The following is a 17552-nucleotide window of genomic DNA, read 5'->3' as shown; positions in this document are numbered from 1 at the left end:
GATACGCTCTCCTGTGGGAGTCAAGCTTGCTCGCGATAGTGGTCAATCAGCCGATCAAAGTTTTGAGCACCAGCCCGTCATCGCGAGCAAGCTCTGCCCCCCAAAACGTGCAGGGGCTCTGCGAGCCCCTGCACCCGCCCGAAAAACAACTTAAAACGCGCTGCGGAAAATCTCCTCGATCTGGCGCTGATCCGCTGGGCGCGGGTTGGTCAGGCCGCAGGCGTCTTTGAGGGCGTTGGTAGCCAGGATCGGGATGTCGCTGAGTTTGGCACCCAGGTCGCGCAGGCCGGCGGGGATCTCGACGTCACGCGCCAGGGTGCGGATCGCGGCGATGGCGGCCTGGGCGCCCTCCTCCGGACTGAAGCCGCGGATATCGGCGCCCATGGCGTGGGCCACATCGGTCAGGCGGTCGGCGCAGACCAGCGCGTTGAAGCTCTGCACGTGAGGCAGCAGTACGGCATTGCAGACGCCATGGGGCAGGTCGTAAAAACCGCCCAACTGGTGGGCCATGGCGTGGACGAATCCCAAGGACGCATTGTTGAACGCCATGCCCGCGAGGAACTGCGCGTACGCCATGTTTTCCCGGGCCGCCAGGTCGCTGCCGTCGCGTACGGCCAGACGCAGGTTGTTGCTGATCAGGGTGACGGCTTTGAGCGCGCAGGCATCGGTGATCGGGTTGGCAGCGGTCGACACGTAGGCTTCGATGGCGTGGGTCAATGCGTCCATGCCGGTGGCTGCCGTGAGGCTCTTGGGCATCGCGACCATCAGCGCCGGGTCGTTGACCGACAGCAGCGGTGTAACGTTGCGGTCGACGATGGCCATTTTCACGTGACGGGATTCGTCGGTGATGATGCAGAAGCGGGTCATCTCGCTGGCGGTGCCGGCAGTGGTGTTGATGGCGATCAGCGGCAGTTGCGGCTGGCTGGATTGATCAACGCCTTCATAGTCGCGGATCTGCCCGCCGTTGGTGGCGCACAGGGCGATGCCCTTGGCGCAGTCATGGGGCGAACCGCCGCCCAGCGACACCACGAAATCACACCGGCTTTCCTTGAGCAGACCAAGGCCCAGTTCGACGTTGGCGATGCTCGGGTTCGGCCTGGCGCCGTCAAAGATCACCGATTCGATGTCCAGCAGCGCCAGCTTCCCGGCGATCATGCCGGCGACGCCGGCCTTGGCCAGCCCGGTATCGGTGACGATCAGGGCCTTGCGAAACCCGTACTTGCCAATGGCAACCATGGCTTCGTCAAGGCAGCCGATGCCCATGATGTTCACGGCGGGGATAAAAAATGTGCTGCTCATGAGCGAATCTCCTGACAGGAGCCGAACCGGTGATACCGACCCAGCGGGTACCCACAGGATCGACCCATCGGCGATGCGCTAACTTGATCTGGCTCAACGTCGGGTCGTGATAAAGTCACCGCCCATCAGACCTTTTGCTTCGAGACTCTCACCGCAATGACCGATTTCCAGGATGTTGATGCCCAACTTGAAGACTGGAATGCCTTGCGCGCCACCGCCTCGCTTGATGGCCTGCTGGTGGGCAATGGCGCCAGTCGCGCCGTGTGGGATGATTTTGGCTATGACTCGCTGTTTGAAAACGCCCGCACGGTTGAAGAAAAACCCTTGAGCCAATCCGAGCTGAGCGTATTTGACGCGTTGCAGACACGCAGTTTCGAACAGGTCCTCAGCGCGCTGAAAACCACCAGCCGGGTAAACAAGGCCCTGGCGGTGAGCTCCGCCGCCCCGCGCAATCGCTACTATGCGATCAAGGAAGCGCTGATCAACACTGTGCATGCGGTGCATATTCCCTGGCGCCTGATCGTGCCTGCCACACTGGCTGCCATCAGTCAGGAGCTGGGCCGATACCGGACGGTGTTCACCACCAACTATGATCTGCTCAACCACTGGGCGATCCAGCACCAGCCAGATGCGATCAGCGACCTGTTCCAGGGCACCGAGCCACGCTTTGACCTGAGTGCCGCGGCCACGGGCAAAACCCGCTTGCTGTACCTGCACGGCGGCCTGCACCTGGTGCGCAACCAGGACGGCACGGCGCGCAAACTGATGACGACAGAGGCCACGTTGCTGGGCAGCTTTGCCATCAACAACACGATCAAGACCCTGGACGACGTGCCACTGTTCGTGAATGAGGGACAGTCCCAGGACAAGCTCAGGACCATCCGCAGCTCGGACTACCTGTCGTTCTGCTATGACCAGCTACTGGGGCATGGCGAGGGTTTGTGCATTTTCGGGCATGCGTTGGGCGAGCAGGACAACCACATCATCCAGGCGCTGCGCCAGGCGCAACCCAAGGTGGTGGCGATTTCGATTTATCCGCGCAGCAAGGCGTTTATCCAGCACCAGAAGCGGCATTACGCGAAGGTGTTCGAGGGGACGGGGTCAGCGTTGCGGTTTTTTGATGCCAAGACGCATGCGTTGGGCAGCCCCAAGCTCACCGTACCGGTGGAGGTATAGCGCTGGGGCGGCCGACGCCATCGCGAGTAGGCTCACTCCCACCGGGGGATGTGTGTCAGGCTTGAGGGAGGGTGATCAGAGCACCGGCAGAGTCTTGTCCTTGATCACCGTGCTCGGGCCATTGGCCTTGACGCTGGTGATGCCTTTTTCCAGTGCCGAAGCGTTGGCGTAGGATTCGCTGCTGCCGATGACCTCGTGATTGCCGGCCTTTAGATTGAAGTAAGGATGGCCGTCTTTGGTGGTCTTCCTTTCGTAGCGTTCTTCCAGCGGGCTGTTGCTCTGCACTGCCGCAATGCCTTTGTCGGCAGCGGCGCGGGTGGTGTACAACTCGCTGGTCAGAATGGTTTCGGCATTCGCGGCCTTCAGGACAAATCTGTACTGGCCACTGCTGCTTTTGCTCACTTCGTACCATCCGGACATGCTGGTGCTCCTGGGCAATTGAGAGGTTTCGCGCTTCAGAGTAAAGACCAGCCGAGGTTTTTTGTCGCCTGTCCGCGATGGCGGCGACGCGGTTAACGCTACTTTACCGCCGCACGCACCACCGATAACTCCGGCGCCTGCCCCCGCCGCTGACTCAGATACCGCGTGCAACTCACCCTTAGAAACGAAGCAAAATTCACCACCTCGCCGCGGTAGTCCATCACCTCTTCATACAGCTTGGCGATCAACTGGTTGGTGGTCATGCCGTCGACTTCGGCGATTTCGCCCAGGATGTCCCAAAACTGGTTTTCCAGGCGCAGCGTGGTCACCACCCCGCAAATGCGTAGCGAGCGGGAGCGCGATTCGTAGAGGATCGGATCGGCTTTGACGTAGAGCTCGCACATCGCAATGTCCCTCGTTACAGCGTGATTTGGGTGCCCAGCAATCCGAGAAAACCCGCGAGCCAGCTCGGGTGCGCCGGCCAGGCGGGCGCAGTGGCCAGATTGCCTTGAACGTGGCCCTGCGTCACCGGGATATCGATGAACGTACCTCCGGCAAGGCGCACCTCCGGAGCACAGGCCGGGTAGGCGCTGCACTCGCGGCCTTCAAGCACCCCGGCGGCGGCCAGCAGTTGCGCACCGTGGCACACGGCAGCGATCGGCTTGCCGGCCTGGTCAAACGCTCTCACCAGATCCAGGACCTGTTCATTGAGGCGCAGGTATTCCGGAGCGCGGCCGCCGGGAATGACCAGCGCGTCGTAGTCCTGTGCCTTGACCTGGGCGAAGTCGAAGTTCAGGGCGAACAGGTGGCCGGGTTTTTCACTGTAGGTCTGGTCGCCTTCGAAGTCATGAATCGCAGTGCGCACGGTCTGGCCGGCGCTCTTGTCCGGGCACACCGCATGCACCGTGTGACCGACCATGAGTAATGCCTGGAACGGCACCATCACTTCGTAGTCTTCGACGTAATCGCCGACCAGCAGCAGAATTTTCTTGGCAGCCATGAGGGGCACTCCTTGGGGGTACAGGGGAGTATTGAAGGTAGTCTTTATCTGTAGGGGTGGGTAATAACCTGCTACTACGGCATGGCGTTGGGATGGGTTGGTTCGGGCTGTAGCTGCGGCTGCGGTTGTATGCGGACGGCGTAGGAGCTGGCGTAGCCTGCGATCTTTTGGCGGTGTCGGAGGGGACGCAAGATCAAGATCGAGATCAAGAGATCGCAGCCTTCGGCAACTCCTACGTTTGGGGATTACCCGAACTGTACACCCAACTCTGTGCCTATCTGTAACCGTCCAGGCGCGGTGGATTGTGGCTAGATGAAGCCACGCTCCATCATCCCTGATCCTGGTCCCCATCATGTCCTCGCGCGAAAACACCGGCATGGCCCTCGGCCTGCTAGGCGTAGTGATCTTCAGCCTCACCCTGCCCTTCACACGGATCGTCGTGCAGGAAATCCATCCCTTGCTCAACGGCCTGGGGCGAGCCCTGTTTGCGGCAGTACCGGCGGCGCTGCTTCTGCTGTGGCAGCGAGAGAAATGGCCCACCTGGAAACAGATCAAAGGCCTGACGCTGGTAATCGCCGGGGTGATTCTGGGATTTCCGGTGCTTTCGGCCTGGGCGATGCAAACGTTGCCGGCATCCCACGGGGCGCTGGTGAACGGGCTGCAACCCTTGTGCGTGGCGCTGTACGCCGCCTGGTTGTCCCACGAGCGGCCGTCAAAAGCCTTCTGGGCCTGCGCGGCGCTGGGCAGCGCGCTGGTGCTCGGTTATGCATTGATCAGCGGCGCGGGTAGCATCCAGGCCGGTGACTTGCTGATGTTGGGTGCGATTGCCGTGGGCGGCCTGGGGTATGCGGAGGGAGGCCGGCTGGCCAAGGAAATGGGCGGCTGGCAAGTGATCTGCTGGGCGCTGGTGCTGTCGACGCCGCTGTTGATCGGACCAGTACTTTACCTGGCGCTGCAACATCAGGGCGAGATCTCCGCCAGGACCTGGTGGGCTTTCGGCTACGTTTCACTTTTTTCGCAGTTCATCGGTTTTTTCGCCTGGTACGCCGGGCTGGCCATGGGCGGAATCGCCCGGGTCAGTCAGATCCAGTTGCTGCAGATCTTTTTCACCATTGCCTTTTCTGCGTTGTTCTTCGGCGAACACGTTGAGCCGATCACCTGGGTGTTTGCTGGCGGGGTGATTGTGACGGTCATGCTGGGACGCAAGACTGCGGTCAAACCTGCCCGCATCGCGACCTCATGAGGCCTCGCCGCCCGGAGCAGGCGCAACGCTTGCTCACGATATCGAGATCGCCATCGCTATCGCGAGCAAGCTTTGCTCCTACAGGCATGGTCACCCTTCAGAGGTAACCATCAGCCCGCAGCAAGGTTTCCAGGCAGTGCTCGCTGATACGGTAGAAGTCCTTCAGCTCCTGGATCTTTACCAGCAACTGCGCCGGGTCCACGGGCTCGGCGCGCTTGACTGCCAGGATCATCTTGTTTTTGTTGGTGTGGTCCAGCGAGATGAACTCGAACACCTTGGTTTCATAACCGCAGGCTTCCAGGAACAGCGCACGCAGGCTGTCGGTGACCATTTCCGCCTGCTGCCCCAGATGCAGGCCGTATTGCAACATCGGCTTGAGTAAAGCCGGGCTCTGAATCTGCAGGCGGATCTGTTTGTGGCAGCACGGCGAACACATGATGATCGAGGCGCCCGACCGAATGCCGGTATGGATCGCGTAGTCAGTGGCAATGTCACACGCATGCAAGGCGATCATCACCTCCAGTTCGCTCGGCGCCACGCTGCGCACGTCACCGCATTTGAACACCAGCCCCGGATGCTCGAGCTTGGCAGCAGCGGCATTGCACAGGGTCACCATGTCTTCGCGCAGCTCGACTCCAGTCACTTCGCCCTCGGCGTGCAGCGTGTTGCGCAGGTAATCGTGAATCGCGAACGTCAGGTAGCCCTTGCCTGAGCCAAAATCGGCGACCCGAACCGGCTTGTCCAGCGCAAGTGGCGAGGTGGTGAGGGCGTGGCTGAACACCTCGATGAACTTGTTGATCTGCTTCCACTTACGCGACATCGCCGGGATGAGTTCGTGTTTCCCGTTGGTCACGCCGAGGTCGGCAAGGAACGGCCGGCTGAGGTCCAGAAAACGATTCTTCTCGCGGTTGTGCTCGGCGGACGGCACTTCGCGCAGTTGCTGGGGTTTACTTTTGAACAGCGAACTCTTGCCCTTTTTACTGTATTCGAGCTGGGCTTCGTCAGTCACCGACAGCAAGTGGGCATTCTTGAATGAGGCTGGCAGCAAAGCGCCAATGCTGGCCACGCCCTCGCCCAGCGCCAGGTTCCTGGTGATATCGCGGGTCTTGTAACGGTAGACAAAAGACAGGCACGGCTGATCCTTTACCGTCAGCTGCTTGATGATCACGCGCTGCAAATCCGGCTCGTCACCGACGTACTTGGCCAGTACCAACTTGATAAACGCATGCTGCTCCAGGCTTGAACGCAGCAAGTCGATGAACTGCGCGTGGTGATCCGGCGCGAGGCTGGCGGGGGTGGCAACAATGGACATGGCAGAAACAGCCTCAGGCGGAGCAAACAGGGAATGCCGCTATTTTAAGGGGGATGGCCGCTTTGGGCACGGGGTTATTTGCCACAGGTCCTGAAACCTAACCCAATACCACCAGACGGTTGGGCAACTCGTTCCTGGCATGGGTAACCGGCACATGCACCTTCAGCAACTCTCCACAGGCCTCGACGCAGGTCACGAACCCCTGCAAGGTCTGACCCTGTTTCACCTGGTGGGTAAAGGTCGAGACAATCGCGTCCCAGGTCTTGTTATCCAGGCGACTGGAGATCCCTTCATCCACCACGATTTCCACATAACGCTCGGCTTCGCAGACAAAAATCAGCATCCCGGTGCTGCCCACCGTATGGTGCAGGTTCTGTTCCAGGAACTGTCGGCGCGCCAGGTTCGATGCACGCCAATGCCGCACCGACCGAGGGATGAGGTGGGTAGTGATGCGCGGGATGCGGAACAGCAGGCACAACACGATAAAGCTCCCCCATTGCACCAGCAGCAGGCTGTGCAGGGTCAGCCAGCCGGTCAGGTAATGCACGACACCCGGCACCACCAGGGCCAGCAGGCTGGCCCACAGCAGTGGAATGTAGGCATAGTCGTCCGCACGAGCGGCGAGCACGGTGACCAGTTCGGCGTCGGTCTCGCGCTCCACCCGCGCGATCGCTTCCGCGACCTTGCGCTGTTCGTGTTCATTCAGTAATGCCATATCAGAAACGCTCGCTCACTTATTGTCATCACCAGCCGCCCGACGAACCACCGCCCCCGAAACTGCCCCCGCCACCACTGAAGCCACCGCCACCGCCGCCACCGAATCCACCACCGCCAAAACCGCCCGAACCGCCCCGCCCACCGCCACCACTGGGCAGGATGCCGAGCATCTGGCAGACAAATACGGTGAGGATGAACAGCATGACGAGGAACACCAATACCCCGGGATGCCGTGACAGGAAATCGCTATCCTGATCCCCGCGGGGTTCGTAGACCGTGGAAGGTTCGTCCAGCGGATTGCCGCCCAGCACGACCAGCATGGCCGCAACGCCGTCGCTGATGCCCTTGCTGAAATTACCGGTCTTGAACGATGGAGTGATCACCTGATTGATGATCACCGAACTCTGCGCATCGGTCAGGCGATCTTCCAGCCCGTAACCGACCTCGATACGCAACCGTCGATCATCCCGGGCCACAATCAGCAGTGCGCCGTTGTTCTTGTCCTTCTGGCCAATGCCCCAGTACCGCCCCAGTTGATAGCCGAAGTCGGCAATGTCTGTGCCCTGCAAATCCGCCACAGTGACCACCACCAACTGTTCACCGGTGGCTTTTTCGTGAGCCTGGAGTTGCTGGGCCAGTTGCTCGCGAACCGCGGGCTCGATCATCTGGGCGTTATCAACCACCCGCCCGGTCAGCTGGGGAAACTTCAACTCGGCCTGGGCCGCCAGGGCAAACACCCAGAGCAGCAGCACCAGGCCAACTTTCAACACGCGCATTGGCAACCTCATCCGTGGTAATGCAGCCCGATCAGAACTTCACTTGAGGTGCTTTATCGGCATCGGGGCTGGTCGCCTCGAAGGTTTCACGCACAGGCAGATCGCTGTACATCACACTGTGCCAGAGGCGCCCAGGGAAAGTGCGGATCTCGGTATTGTATTTTTGCACTGCCAGGATGAAATCCCGTCGTGCGACCGCGATACGGTTCTCGGTACCTTCGAGTTGCGACTGCAGCGCCAGGAAGTTCTGGTTGGCCTTGAGGTCCGGATAACGCTCGGACACCACCATCAGGCGACTCAGGGCACCGGTCAGCTGATCCTGGGCCTGCTGGAACTGCTTGAGCTTTTCCGGGTTGTCGAGGGTGCTGGCATCCACCTGGATCGAAGTCGCCTTGGCCCGGGCTTCAATGACCGCCGTCAGGGTTTCTTCTTCATGTTTGGCGTAGCCCTTGACCGTTTCCACCAGGTTGGGGATCAGGTCGGCACGGCGTTGGTACTGGTTCTGCACCTGACCCCAGGCGGCCTTCGCCTGTTCGTCCAGGGTTGGAATATTGTTGATGCCACAGCCGGCCAACAGCGTGGTCAGCAACATCAGGGCGGCCACCTGCAGGCTCGACCGATAGTGGTGTCGTACATTCATCTGGTTGACGCTCCCTTGCACATTCCGTTGAAAAAACAACCTGCGAACTTTGAACGCGGCTCTTGGGGCATAATCGGCGCCGCCACTGGATTGCATCCTGCCGATGGGCTAAAAGATGCTCCAGGATTAAAACAGTTCAGAAGTTTGCTGCATTTACCTGAACAACAATAGTCGCTCCCTCAATTTTGGCTGACCGGCGCGAAGTCATCGCCGCTTAGGCTTTCGAGAAGACAATTCATGAAGAAGCTGTGTTTGCTGGGCCTGTTCGTCAGCCTGGCCAGTCATAACGTACTGGCCGCCGCGACGCCCGCACCTCTGGAAAACAAGGATGCCTTCGTCAGTAACCTGATGAAGCAGATGACCCTCGATGAAAAAATCGGCCAGCTGCGCCTGATCAGCATAGGCCCGGAAATGCCGCGCGAGATGATCCGCAAGGAAATTGCCGCCGGCAACATCGGTGGCACGTTCAACTCGATCACCCGCCCGGAAAACCGTCCGATGCAGGACGCAGCGATGCGCAGCCGGCTGAAGATCCCGATGTTCTTCGCCTATGACGTGATCCACGGCCACCGGACGATTTTCCCGATTCCGCTGGCGCTGGCGTCGAGCTGGGACATGGACGCCATCGGCCTGTCCGGGCGCATTGCTGCCAAAGAGGCCGCGGCCGACAGTCTCGACATCACCTTCGCACCGATGGTCGACATCTCCCGCGACCCGCGCTGGGGCCGCACTTCCGAAGGCTTCGGCGAGGACACCTACCTGGTGTCGCGCATCGCCGGGGTCATGGTCAAGGCGTTCCAGGGTGCCTGCGCGAATGCGGCCGACAGCATCATGGCCAGCGTCAAGCACTTTGCCTTGTATGGCGCGGTAGAGGGCGGTCGCGACTACAACGTGGTCGACATGAGCCCGGTCAAGATGTACCAGGACTACCTGCCGCCGTACCGCGCCGCGATTGATGCTGGCGCCGGCGGAGTCATGGTGGCACTGAACTCAATCAACGGCGTACCGGCGACCGCCGACACCTGGCTGATGAATGACCTGTTGCGCAAGGACTGGGGCTTCAAGGGCCTGGCTGTCAGCGACCACGGGGCGATTTTCGAGCTGATCAAGCACGGCGTTGCTCGCGATGGCCGTGAAGCGGCGAAGCTGGCGATCAAGGCCGGCATCCACATGAGCATGAACGACACGCTTTATGGCAAGGAACTGCCAGGGTTGCTGAAGGCTGGCGAGATCGAGCAGAGCGACATCGACAATGCCGTGCGGGCTGTGCTCGGCGCCAAGTACGACATGGGGCTGTTCAAGGACCCGTACCTGCGCATCGGCAAGGCCGAGGATGACCCGGCCGACACCTACGCCGAAAGCCGCCTGCACCGTGCCGAGGCCCGTGACGTAGCACGTCGCAGCCTGGTGCTGCTGAAGAACCAGGGCGAGACCCTGCCGTTGAAGAATACCGCGAAGATCGCCCTGGTCGGTCCGTTGGCCAAGGCGCCAATCGATATGATGGGCAGTTGGGCCGCTGCCGGCAGACCCGCGCAATCAGTGACCCTGTTCGACGGCATGAACGCGGCCATGGCCGACAAGGCAACTTTGATCTACGCCCGCGGCGCCAACATCACCAGCGACAAGAAGGTCCTGGATTACCTTAACTTCCTGAACTTTGACGCACCGGAAGTGGTTGATGATCCGCGCTCGGCCCAGGTGCTGATCGACGAAGCCGTGAAAGCGGCCAAGGACGCCGATGTGGTGGTGGCAGCGGTGGGCGAATCCCGTGGCATGTCCCACGAGTCCTCAAGCCGCACCGACCTGAACATACCCGCCAGCCAGCGCGAACTGATCAAGGCCCTCAAGGCCACCGGCAAGCCATTGGTCCTGGTGTTGATGAACGGGCGTCCACTGTCGATCCTTGAAGAAAAGGACCAGGCAGATGCGATTCTGGAAACCTGGTTCAGCGGCACCGAAGGGGGCAATGCCATCGCTGACGTGCTCTTCGGCGACTATAACCCCTCGGGCAAGCTGCCCCTGACCTTCCCGCGTTCGGTAGGCCAGATTCCGACCTACTACAACCACCTGAGCATTGGCCGGCCGTTCACGCCGGGCAAGCCGGGCAACTACACCTCGCAGTACTTCGATGACACAACCGGCCCGCTGTTTCCATTCGGTTTTGGCCTGAGCTACACCGATTTCAGCCTGAGCGACATGGCGTTGTCATCGACCACACTGAACAAGACCGGCAAGCTCGATGCCAGCGTCATGCTGAAGAACACTGGCAAGCGTGATGGCGAGACCGTGGTGCAGTTGTATATCCAGGACGTCACCGGTTCGATGATCCGGCCAGTGAAGGAGCTGAAGAACTTCCAGAAAATCATGCTCAAGGCCGGCGAACAGAAAGTCGTGCACTTCACCATTACCGAGGATGACCTGAAGTTCTTCAACACCCGGCTCAAGTACGCGGCAGAGCCTGGCAAGTTCAACGTGCAGATCGGCCTGGACTCGCAGGACGTGACTCAGCAGAGTTTCGAGTTGCTGTAACCCCTCGGACACTGCGAATCACTGTGGGAGCGGGCTTGCCCGCGATGAGGCCATAACATTCAACATCTACGTTGACTGTCAGGCCGTCATCGCGGGCAAGCCCGCTCCCACAATAATTTACGACTACCCCCGCCGATCCAGCAAATTCACCACGAGCCGATCCACCCATCCCCACACCCGCTGCTTCACCCGCCGCCACAGCGGCCTGCGCTGCCAGGCCTCCAGGCTGACTTCCTGACTCTGGGTAAAATCCTTCTCGAAACTGGCCACCACTGCTCGGGTCAACCCTGGGTCCAGGGCTTCAAGGTTGGCTTCCAGGTTGAAACGCAAATTCCAGTGATCGAAATTGCACGAGCCGATGCTGACCCAGTCATCGACCAGGACCATTTTCAAGTGCAGGAAACAGGGCTGGTACTCGAAGATTTTCACGCCAGACTTCAGCAACCTGGGGTAATAACGATGCCCGGCGTAGCGGACCGACGGATGATCGGTGCGCGGCCCAGTCAGCAGCAGCCGCACATCGATCCCCCGCGAGGCAGCGCGGCGCAGCGAGCGACGGACCTTCCAGGTCGGCAGGAAATAGGGCGTGGCGAGCCAGATGCGTTTCTGCCCACTGTTCAGCGCACGGATCAGCGACTGCAGAATATCGCGGTGCTGGCGCGCATCAGCGTACGCCACCCGCCCCATGCCCTCGCCCGCGGAAGGCACCTTGGGCAGGCGCGGCAAACCGAAATGCGCCGCAGGCCTCCAGGCGCGGCGATGGCGGTTGGCGATCCATTGGCGGTCAAACAGTAACTGCCAGTCGATCACCAGAGGACCGGAAATTTCCACCATGACCTCGTGCCACTCGCTGACGTCCTCCCCCGGGTTCCAGAACTCATCGGTGACGCCAGTGCCGCCGACCACCGCCAGGCTCTGATCGACCAACAGCAGTTTGCGGTGGTCACGATAGAAGTTGCCCACCCAGCGCCGCCAGCTCAAGCGATTGTAGAAGCGCAACTCCACGCCAGCGGCTATCAGGCGCTGACGCAGGGCCTGGGTAAATGCGAGGCTGCCATAGTCATCGAACAGGCAGCGCACACGCACTCCGCGCTCGGCGGCCTGGGTCAACGCCTGCACCATGGCTTCGGCGCAGGCGCCCGCCTCCACCAGATACAGCTCCAGTTCGACCTGTTCTTCGGCGCGTGCGATCGCCACCAACATTCGCGGGAAGAACTGCGGACCATCGATCAACAGCTCAAAGCTGTTGCCTTCGCGCCAGGGGAAGATCGCACCGGCCATGGCAGTCAGCGCGCCGTGAAGATCAGTACCGCACCCACCGGTACCGACAGGCTGATCGCCGATAGACCGGCGACCTTGCGCAAGCTTTCCAGCCCCGGCGCAAGGTCGAAGTCCGCCGCGTTGATCACCAGCGGCTCCAGCGTCACTACCTGAAATCGCCGGTCATCAAGACGAGTCGCCAACAGCTCGGCGTTGTATTCGTGGGTCTTGCCATGCAGGTTAACGGTCACCGGCAGACGCAACTCGAGCTGCGCACCGGAGGCGAGATCATTGATCGGGCCCAGGTCAATTTGCGTAGTGATCAGGGCTTCGGCGAAGGTCTTGGTGTCGAACAGCTCCTTGCGCATGCGTTCGTCGCGCAATGGAATACCACTGTTCACCGAGTCCAGCTCGACTTCGACCTCGGCCAGGCCTTTGGGGCTGACCTTGCCGTGCAGCACGAGGAAGCGCTGCACTTCGGAAATGTTGGCGTTTTTAGTGCTGACGAACGACAGCCGCGAAGACTCGCCATCGAGGTACCAGTTGGCCTGCGCCGACGCAGTAGCGCCGGCCAGCAGCACAAAGGCGAGCGTTTTACAAAGGGGCCGCTTGAACATAAAGACTCGTGGGGCAGATAAACCTGAGCGAACCTTAACCGCCCCTGAGCGCATTGCAAACTGTGGCGTCGAATCATCGCAGTTGAATTCCTGTGGGAGCGAGCCTGCCCGCGATGGCGGTTTCGCATCCAGCATTGGCAGTGGATGCCAGATTGCAATCGCGAGCAGGCTCACTCCTACAGGGTTTCGCCAGTTGCTACCGGTTTCAGGGCATCAGGCGACAGCCCTGACGCGCGCCGAGCCACTGCGCGCTGCTGCTACGACCCAAGCTACTGACGGAGACGGTCTTGCTGGCGGAGTCATCCGCGAAACCGCTGGTCGCCAGCCACTGCTTCACATAGCGGTGGCAGTACTCGGCGGGGTTGTTCATCACGTAACGGCACGAGCAATACTCCTTCGCGGTGTAGGCGCTGATGATGTCAGGAAACGCCCACAGCGCCATCCGCTCCTGCCAGACCCAGCCAAGCAGGGCGAGCAGCAGAATCAGCCACAGCGTGATGAGAGGACGGCGGCGTACAAAGCTGCGGCGAGTCACCGCTGCACCTGCCCGGCGACTGCCTGGCGCACGAGCCTGAGCAATGTGTTGTGGCTATAGCTGCCATCGCGATCATCACCGTAGCGCACGATCACCAGGTTTTCGCTGGGGATCACGTACAGCGCCTGGCCCCAATGCCCGAGCGCCGCGAAGGTATCGGCAGGAGCATCGGGCCAGGGTCGCGCTGCCCCCTCGACGACGCGGTTAAGCCACCAATGTCCGCCCGGCACCGTAGCATCCTGGTGGGCCTTGTACCCCGTGAAGGGCTCGCGATTGAAGGCGACCCAGTCCTTGGGCAGCAATTGCCGTTCGCCCCAGCGTCCGTCGCGCGCCATCAGCAAACCGATGCGTGCCAGATCGCGGGCGGTGAGGTAGGCATAGGAGGACGCGACGAAAGTGCCACTGGCGTCGGCCTCCCAGGTCGCGTCGCGGATGCCCAGCGGCTCGAACAAGGCGTTCCATGGGTAATCCGCATAACGCGTCGGCCCAACAATGGCTTTCAACGCGGCGGACAGCAGGTTGCTGTCGCCACTGGAATAGCGAAACACCTGGCCGGGCTCGGCGTAAGCGTCATGGGAGGCAGTGAACGCAGCCATGTTTGAATGACCGCGGGTATACAGCATCGCCACCACTGAGGACTTCAGCGGGGCGTACTCGTAGTCTTCCTGCCAGTCCAGGCCGGAGGCCCAGTGCAACAGGTCAGCCATGCTGATGGCCGGATGCTTTCCCAGCGCCGGATAGAACTTCAGCACCGGGTCCGAAAGCTTGAACAGGCCTTCGCCATAGGCCACGCCGAGGACCGCGGCCATGAGGCTCTTGCTGATCGACCAGGTCAGGTGCGGCGTGTCGGCAGTGGTCGGTGCGCAGTAGCGTTCGTAAAGCAATTGGCCGTCGCGGATCACCAGAAAGGCATCGGTACGTATACCTGCCCGGGTGCTGTCATTACGGGGCGCGAATGCATAGGCCTCCAGGGCTTGCAGCGTTGGCCCGCTCAGGCTCGGGCCGCTGGACCACTGCTCCCCGGGCCAGGTTTCGGCACGGGCGCAGACACTGAGCATCACCAGGAAACACAGGGACAAACCTTTGGACATGGAGGTGGCTCGGGAGGTTGAACCTGGTGAGCCTAGTTGAGGTTGATGACAGTTTTAACTTTGGTGTGGACCTTGGAGACGCCATCGCGGGCAAGCCTTGCTCCCACAGGTCAGCGGCCACACCGCTGACTGGTCTGCCCCAAAATGTTAGACATCAATCATCACTTTTGGGGTGCAGACCATCGCGCAGGAATCGCGTGTGCACTGCAAATCCCTGTGGGAGCAAGGCTTGCCCGCGATGGGGCCATTCAATCCAGCGCAGATCACGCCAATGCCTTGGCCAACCGCTTGCCCCGCGCCACCGCTGCCAGATCCATCACCGCTTGATCGCGCTGCCACATCGCCGCCCAGTGCGGCGGCCCATCCGCCAGCGCCAGGCCGATCTCGACCTTGAGCCCGTCGAACTGGGCGAACAAACCGCCCAGCAACACATGCCCTGCCGGATTGTTCGGTGCCTGACGGCTGACTTCCGCACATCCGGCGAGCAACGCCAGCAAGCGCAGTTGCAGGGACCGTGGCCAGTCACTGTCCTGCCCTATACCGTAAAGCCAGGCGGTCATTGCGCTCAGCACATAGATATCTTCCAGGGTGCGGAACGGTTTGACGTAGGCGTCCCAACCGTCCCCGGCCAGCAATTCGCACTGGGCGTTCTCCAGAACCAGCCGACAGTGGCTGATATCCGGCATCAACGGGATCGACGGCAGGTGCTCCAGGCTTACCCCGGGCTCGCCCGGATACACCACCGCCAGGCTCAGGCGAGGCGCTTCGCCGGGCTGCTCGCTGCGAGCGGCGACCAGCAGCCAGTCGGCAGCATTGCCCGCGGTGACGAAATCCTTGCGGCCGCTCAGGCGTAAATCGCCCAGGCGAGTCTGCATGTCCGCCACCCGCAGGCTGCGCTGCTCGGTCGCACACATGGCGCCCAGGCTCAGCGGCGCGCTTGGCCAGAGCATGCGTAACGCAGCCTGATACCCCACCAGAAATGCCAGCCCCGGCGTCGCCATCAATCGCCCGCCCGCCACTGCCAGCTCGAAGGGCGTGACACTCCCCAGTTGCTGCAAAAGATTGGCAAAGCCTTCCGCCAGGTCCGCACTGGCCGGCACTCGATCACAACGTTTCAACAGGTTCTGCCAAGGCATTGAAGGCTCCTCAAGGGCTGTCATACAAGCATCACCAAAGCTTCATGGCGATGACACCGGGGCTACATAGCCTGACTTTGCACAACACGGCTGCATAAAGAAAGTCGATCGACTGCCACCCAAGACGGGTGACCAGCCCGCACGGAGATTCGCCATGACCCAGATCGCCCACATCCGCGACACCGGCAATGAACGTCGCCTGCAAGCCGAACGCCTGGTAGGTGCCGACGCGCTGCAGGAAGCCCAGGCTCTGCGCTTCAACGTGTTCAGCGGCGAATTCAACGCCAAGCTGAAGGGTGCGGAGTGGGGTCTGGACATGGATGACTACGACGTTCACTGCGCCCACATCGGGGTGCGCGACCTGAACACCGGCCGCCTGGTGGCGACTACCCGCTTGCTTGACCACCAGGCCGCGAGCAGCCTGGGCAGGTTCTACAGCGAAGAGGAGTTCAGCCTGCATGGCCTGGTCCACTTGCAGGGCCCGATTCTGGAAATCGGGCGCACCTGCGTCGATCCCGCCTATCGCAACGGCGGCACCATCGCCGTGCTCTGGGGTGAGCTGGCCGAAGTGTTGAACCAGGGCGGCTATAGCTACCTGATGGGCTGTGCCAGCATCCCGATGCAGGATGGCGGAATCCAGGCCCATGCGATCATGCAGCGCCTGCGCGAGCGCTACCTGTGCACCGAACACCTGCGTGCCGAGCCGAAAAAGCCGCTGCCGGCACTGGCCATTCCCTCCAACGTCATCGCCGAAATGCCACCGCTGCTCAAGGCGTACATGCGCCTGGGCGCGAAGATTTGCGGCGAGCCCTGCTGGGATGAAGATTTCCAGGTGGCCGACGTATTTATCCTGCTCAAGCGCGATGAACTCTGCCCGCGTTACGCCAAGCACTTCAAGGCGGCCATGTGATGAGCCGGTTGAGGGTGTACGCACGAATCGCACGAGTGCTGGTGGTGGTAACGCTGGGGTTGAGCATGGCTGGCGTGTTCGGGTTGTTCGAGCGCCTGGGCATCGCGCACTCCATGGCGCGCCGCCAGCGCTGGTCGCGTTTCTTCATGGCGCGCCTGGCCAATGCCCTGCCCTTTCGTGTGACCGTCCACGGCGAACTGCCGCAGCAGCCGATGCTCTGGGTCAGCAATCACGTGTCCTGGACAGACATTCCGCTGCTGGGCATGCTCACCCCGCTGTCGTTCCTTTCCAAGGCCGAGGTGCGCACCTGGCCGGTGGCGGGCTGGCTGGCGGCCAAGGCCGGCAGCCTGTTCATTCGTCGTGGTTCGGGCGACAGCCAGTTGATCCGCAAGCAAATGGCCCGTCATCTGCAGCAGGCCCATCCCCTGTTGATGTTCCCGGAAGGCACCACCACCGATGGCCGCTCGCTGCGCACCTTCCATGGTCGCCTGCTATCCGCGGCGATTGATTCCCAGGTGAAGCTGCAACCGGTGGCGATTCGTTATCTGCGCGGGGGTGAGCTGGATTCGCTGGCGCCTTTTATTGGCGACGATGACTTGCTGTCGCACCTGATGCGCCTGTTCGGCGATGAGCGCGGTGATGTGGAAATTCATCTGCTCAAGCCAATCGCTTGTGAAGGCCGGGAACGCGCGGCGCTGGCGTTCGATGCGCAGCAGGCGGTGCAGAAGGCATTGTTTGGGGCGATTCCGGAACAGCAGCAAAGGCCGATGCGCCCTGCTATAGCTGCCTGACACCATTCCCCGAAAACAACAAATATCCTGTGGGAGCGAGCCTGCTCGCGATAGCGGTGTATCAGTCGACAACTCTGTTGGCTGACAGACCGCAATCGCG

General features: G+C 61.3%; 18 protein-coding genes. 5 read left to right on the top strand and 13 right to left on the bottom strand.

Going from position 1 to position 17552, the window contains the following annotated elements:
• Positions 1-150 precede the first annotated feature (150 nt).
• Entirely contained in the window at positions 151-1299 is a 1149-nt protein-coding gene (gene yiaY / locus AAEZ09_RS05475; protein ID WP_045060255.1) for an L-threonine dehydrogenase, read from the bottom strand.
• A 156-nt stretch (positions 1300-1455) separates the two neighbouring features.
• On the opposite strand from yiaY, the gene AAEZ09_RS05470 reads away from it, so the two are divergent.
• Positions 1456-2475, top strand: a complete 1020-nt coding sequence (locus tag AAEZ09_RS05470) for a DUF4917 family protein (protein WP_350598492.1) — start codon at positions 1456-1458, stop codon at positions 2473-2475.
• 75 nt (positions 2476-2550) lie between these two features.
• Here AAEZ09_RS05470 and AAEZ09_RS05465 read toward each other — a convergent pair whose 3' ends face one another.
• The 3 genes from AAEZ09_RS05465 to AAEZ09_RS05455 all read right to left on the bottom strand — a co-directional run bounded on the left by AAEZ09_RS05465 (position 2551) and on the right by AAEZ09_RS05455 (position 3895).
• Positions 2551-2895 (bottom strand): YegP family protein, encoded by a 345-nt coding sequence (locus AAEZ09_RS05465; protein WP_045060257.1) that lies wholly within the window; start codon positions 2893-2895, stop codon positions 2551-2553.
• A gap of 98 nt (positions 2896-2993) precedes the next feature.
• On the bottom strand, positions 2994-3299 hold the full coding sequence (locus AAEZ09_RS05460) for a ribbon-helix-helix domain-containing protein (RefSeq protein ID WP_045060258.1): 306 nt from the start codon (positions 3297-3299) through the stop codon (positions 2994-2996).
• Positions 3300-3313: 14 nt separating this feature from the next.
• Positions 3314-3895 carry a DJ-1/PfpI family protein gene (locus AAEZ09_RS05455; protein WP_045060259.1) on the bottom strand — a complete coding sequence of 194 codons (582 nt, stop codon included), beginning with the start codon at positions 3893-3895 and terminating at the stop codon, positions 3314-3316.
• A gap of 352 nt (positions 3896-4247) precedes the next feature.
• Here AAEZ09_RS05455 and AAEZ09_RS05450 point away from each other — a divergent pair, with 352 nt between their 5' ends.
• A complete protein-coding gene (locus AAEZ09_RS05450) occupies positions 4248-5138 on the top strand; it encodes a DMT family transporter (RefSeq protein ID WP_045060260.1) in 891 nt (296 codons plus the stop codon).
• 97 nt (positions 5139-5235) lie between these two features.
• Here AAEZ09_RS05450 and AAEZ09_RS05445 read toward each other — a convergent pair whose 3' ends face one another.
• The 4 genes from AAEZ09_RS05445 to AAEZ09_RS05430 form a co-directional block, all read right to left on the bottom strand.
• Entirely contained in the window at positions 5236-6450 is a 1215-nt protein-coding gene (locus AAEZ09_RS05445; protein WP_350598489.1) for a class I SAM-dependent methyltransferase, read from the bottom strand.
• Positions 6451-6547: 97 nt separating this feature from the next.
• Entirely contained in the window at positions 6548-7165 is a 618-nt protein-coding gene (locus AAEZ09_RS05440) for a TPM domain-containing protein (RefSeq protein ID WP_350598488.1), read from the bottom strand.
• Between the two features lie 28 nt (positions 7166-7193).
• Positions 7194-7943, bottom strand: coding sequence for a TPM domain-containing protein (locus tag AAEZ09_RS05435; RefSeq protein ID WP_122837778.1), 750 nt, complete (start codon positions 7941-7943; stop codon positions 7194-7196).
• A gap of 31 nt (positions 7944-7974) precedes the next feature.
• Positions 7975-8583: a LemA family protein gene (locus AAEZ09_RS05430; protein ID WP_045061101.1), complete on the bottom strand. Its 609-nt coding sequence runs from the start codon at positions 8581-8583 to the stop codon at positions 7975-7977.
• A gap of 237 nt (positions 8584-8820) precedes the next feature.
• Here AAEZ09_RS05430 and bglX point away from each other — a divergent pair, with 237 nt between their 5' ends.
• Positions 8821-11112 carry a beta-glucosidase BglX gene (gene bglX, locus AAEZ09_RS05425; RefSeq protein WP_350598487.1) on the top strand — a complete coding sequence of 764 codons (2292 nt, stop codon included), beginning with the start codon at positions 8821-8823 and terminating at the stop codon, positions 11110-11112.
• A gap of 123 nt (positions 11113-11235) precedes the next feature.
• Here the strand turns inward: bglX and AAEZ09_RS05420 are convergent, their stop codons facing one another.
• The 5 genes from AAEZ09_RS05420 to AAEZ09_RS05400 form a co-directional block, all read right to left on the bottom strand.
• The gene (locus tag AAEZ09_RS05420) at positions 11236-12393 is read right to left on the bottom strand and encodes a phospholipase D-like domain-containing protein (RefSeq protein ID WP_350598485.1); all 1158 of its coding nucleotides are present in this window, start codon (positions 12391-12393) and stop codon (positions 11236-11238) included.
• 5 nt (positions 12394-12398) lie between these two features.
• Positions 12399-12989: a YceI family protein gene (locus AAEZ09_RS05415; protein WP_350598484.1), complete on the bottom strand. Its 591-nt coding sequence runs from the start codon at positions 12987-12989 to the stop codon at positions 12399-12401.
• A gap of 205 nt (positions 12990-13194) precedes the next feature.
• Positions 13195-13524 (bottom strand): amidase, encoded by a 330-nt coding sequence (locus AAEZ09_RS05410; protein ID WP_350598483.1) that lies wholly within the window; start codon positions 13522-13524, stop codon positions 13195-13197.
• Positions 13521-14615, bottom strand: coding sequence for a serine hydrolase domain-containing protein (locus AAEZ09_RS05405; protein WP_350598481.1), 1095 nt, complete (start codon positions 14613-14615; stop codon positions 13521-13523). Before AAEZ09_RS05405 ends, AAEZ09_RS05410 begins: the two co-directional genes overlap by 4 nt.
• A gap of 263 nt (positions 14616-14878) precedes the next feature.
• A complete protein-coding gene (locus AAEZ09_RS05400) occupies positions 14879-15751 on the bottom strand; it encodes an acyl-CoA dehydrogenase middle domain-containing protein (RefSeq protein ID WP_350598479.1) in 873 nt (290 codons plus the stop codon).
• A 154-nt stretch (positions 15752-15905) separates the two neighbouring features.
• Between AAEZ09_RS05400 and olsB the strand changes: the two genes are divergently transcribed.
• Together olsB and AAEZ09_RS05390 are read left to right on the top strand one after the other, a co-directional pair.
• Positions 15906-16661 carry an L-ornithine N(alpha)-acyltransferase gene (olsB, locus tag AAEZ09_RS05395; RefSeq protein WP_045061028.1) on the top strand — a complete coding sequence of 252 codons (756 nt, stop codon included), beginning with the start codon at positions 15906-15908 and terminating at the stop codon, positions 16659-16661.
• The gene (locus AAEZ09_RS05390; protein WP_045061029.1) at positions 16661-17452 is read left to right on the top strand and encodes a lysophospholipid acyltransferase family protein; all 792 of its coding nucleotides are present in this window, start codon (positions 16661-16663) and stop codon (positions 17450-17452) included. The genes olsB and AAEZ09_RS05390 overlap by 1 nt, the downstream gene beginning before the upstream one ends.
• Positions 17453-17552: the final 100 nt, after the last annotated feature.

This window comes from Pseudomonas sp. 65/3-MNA-CIBAN-0223, from assembly GCF_040310425.1.
GTDB classification, from domain to species: Bacteria; Pseudomonadota; Gammaproteobacteria; order Pseudomonadales; family Pseudomonadaceae; genus Aquipseudomonas; species Aquipseudomonas gregormendelii.
The sequence above is the reverse complement of the archived record's forward strand: the minus strand, read 5'-3'. Positions and strand labels throughout refer to the sequence as shown.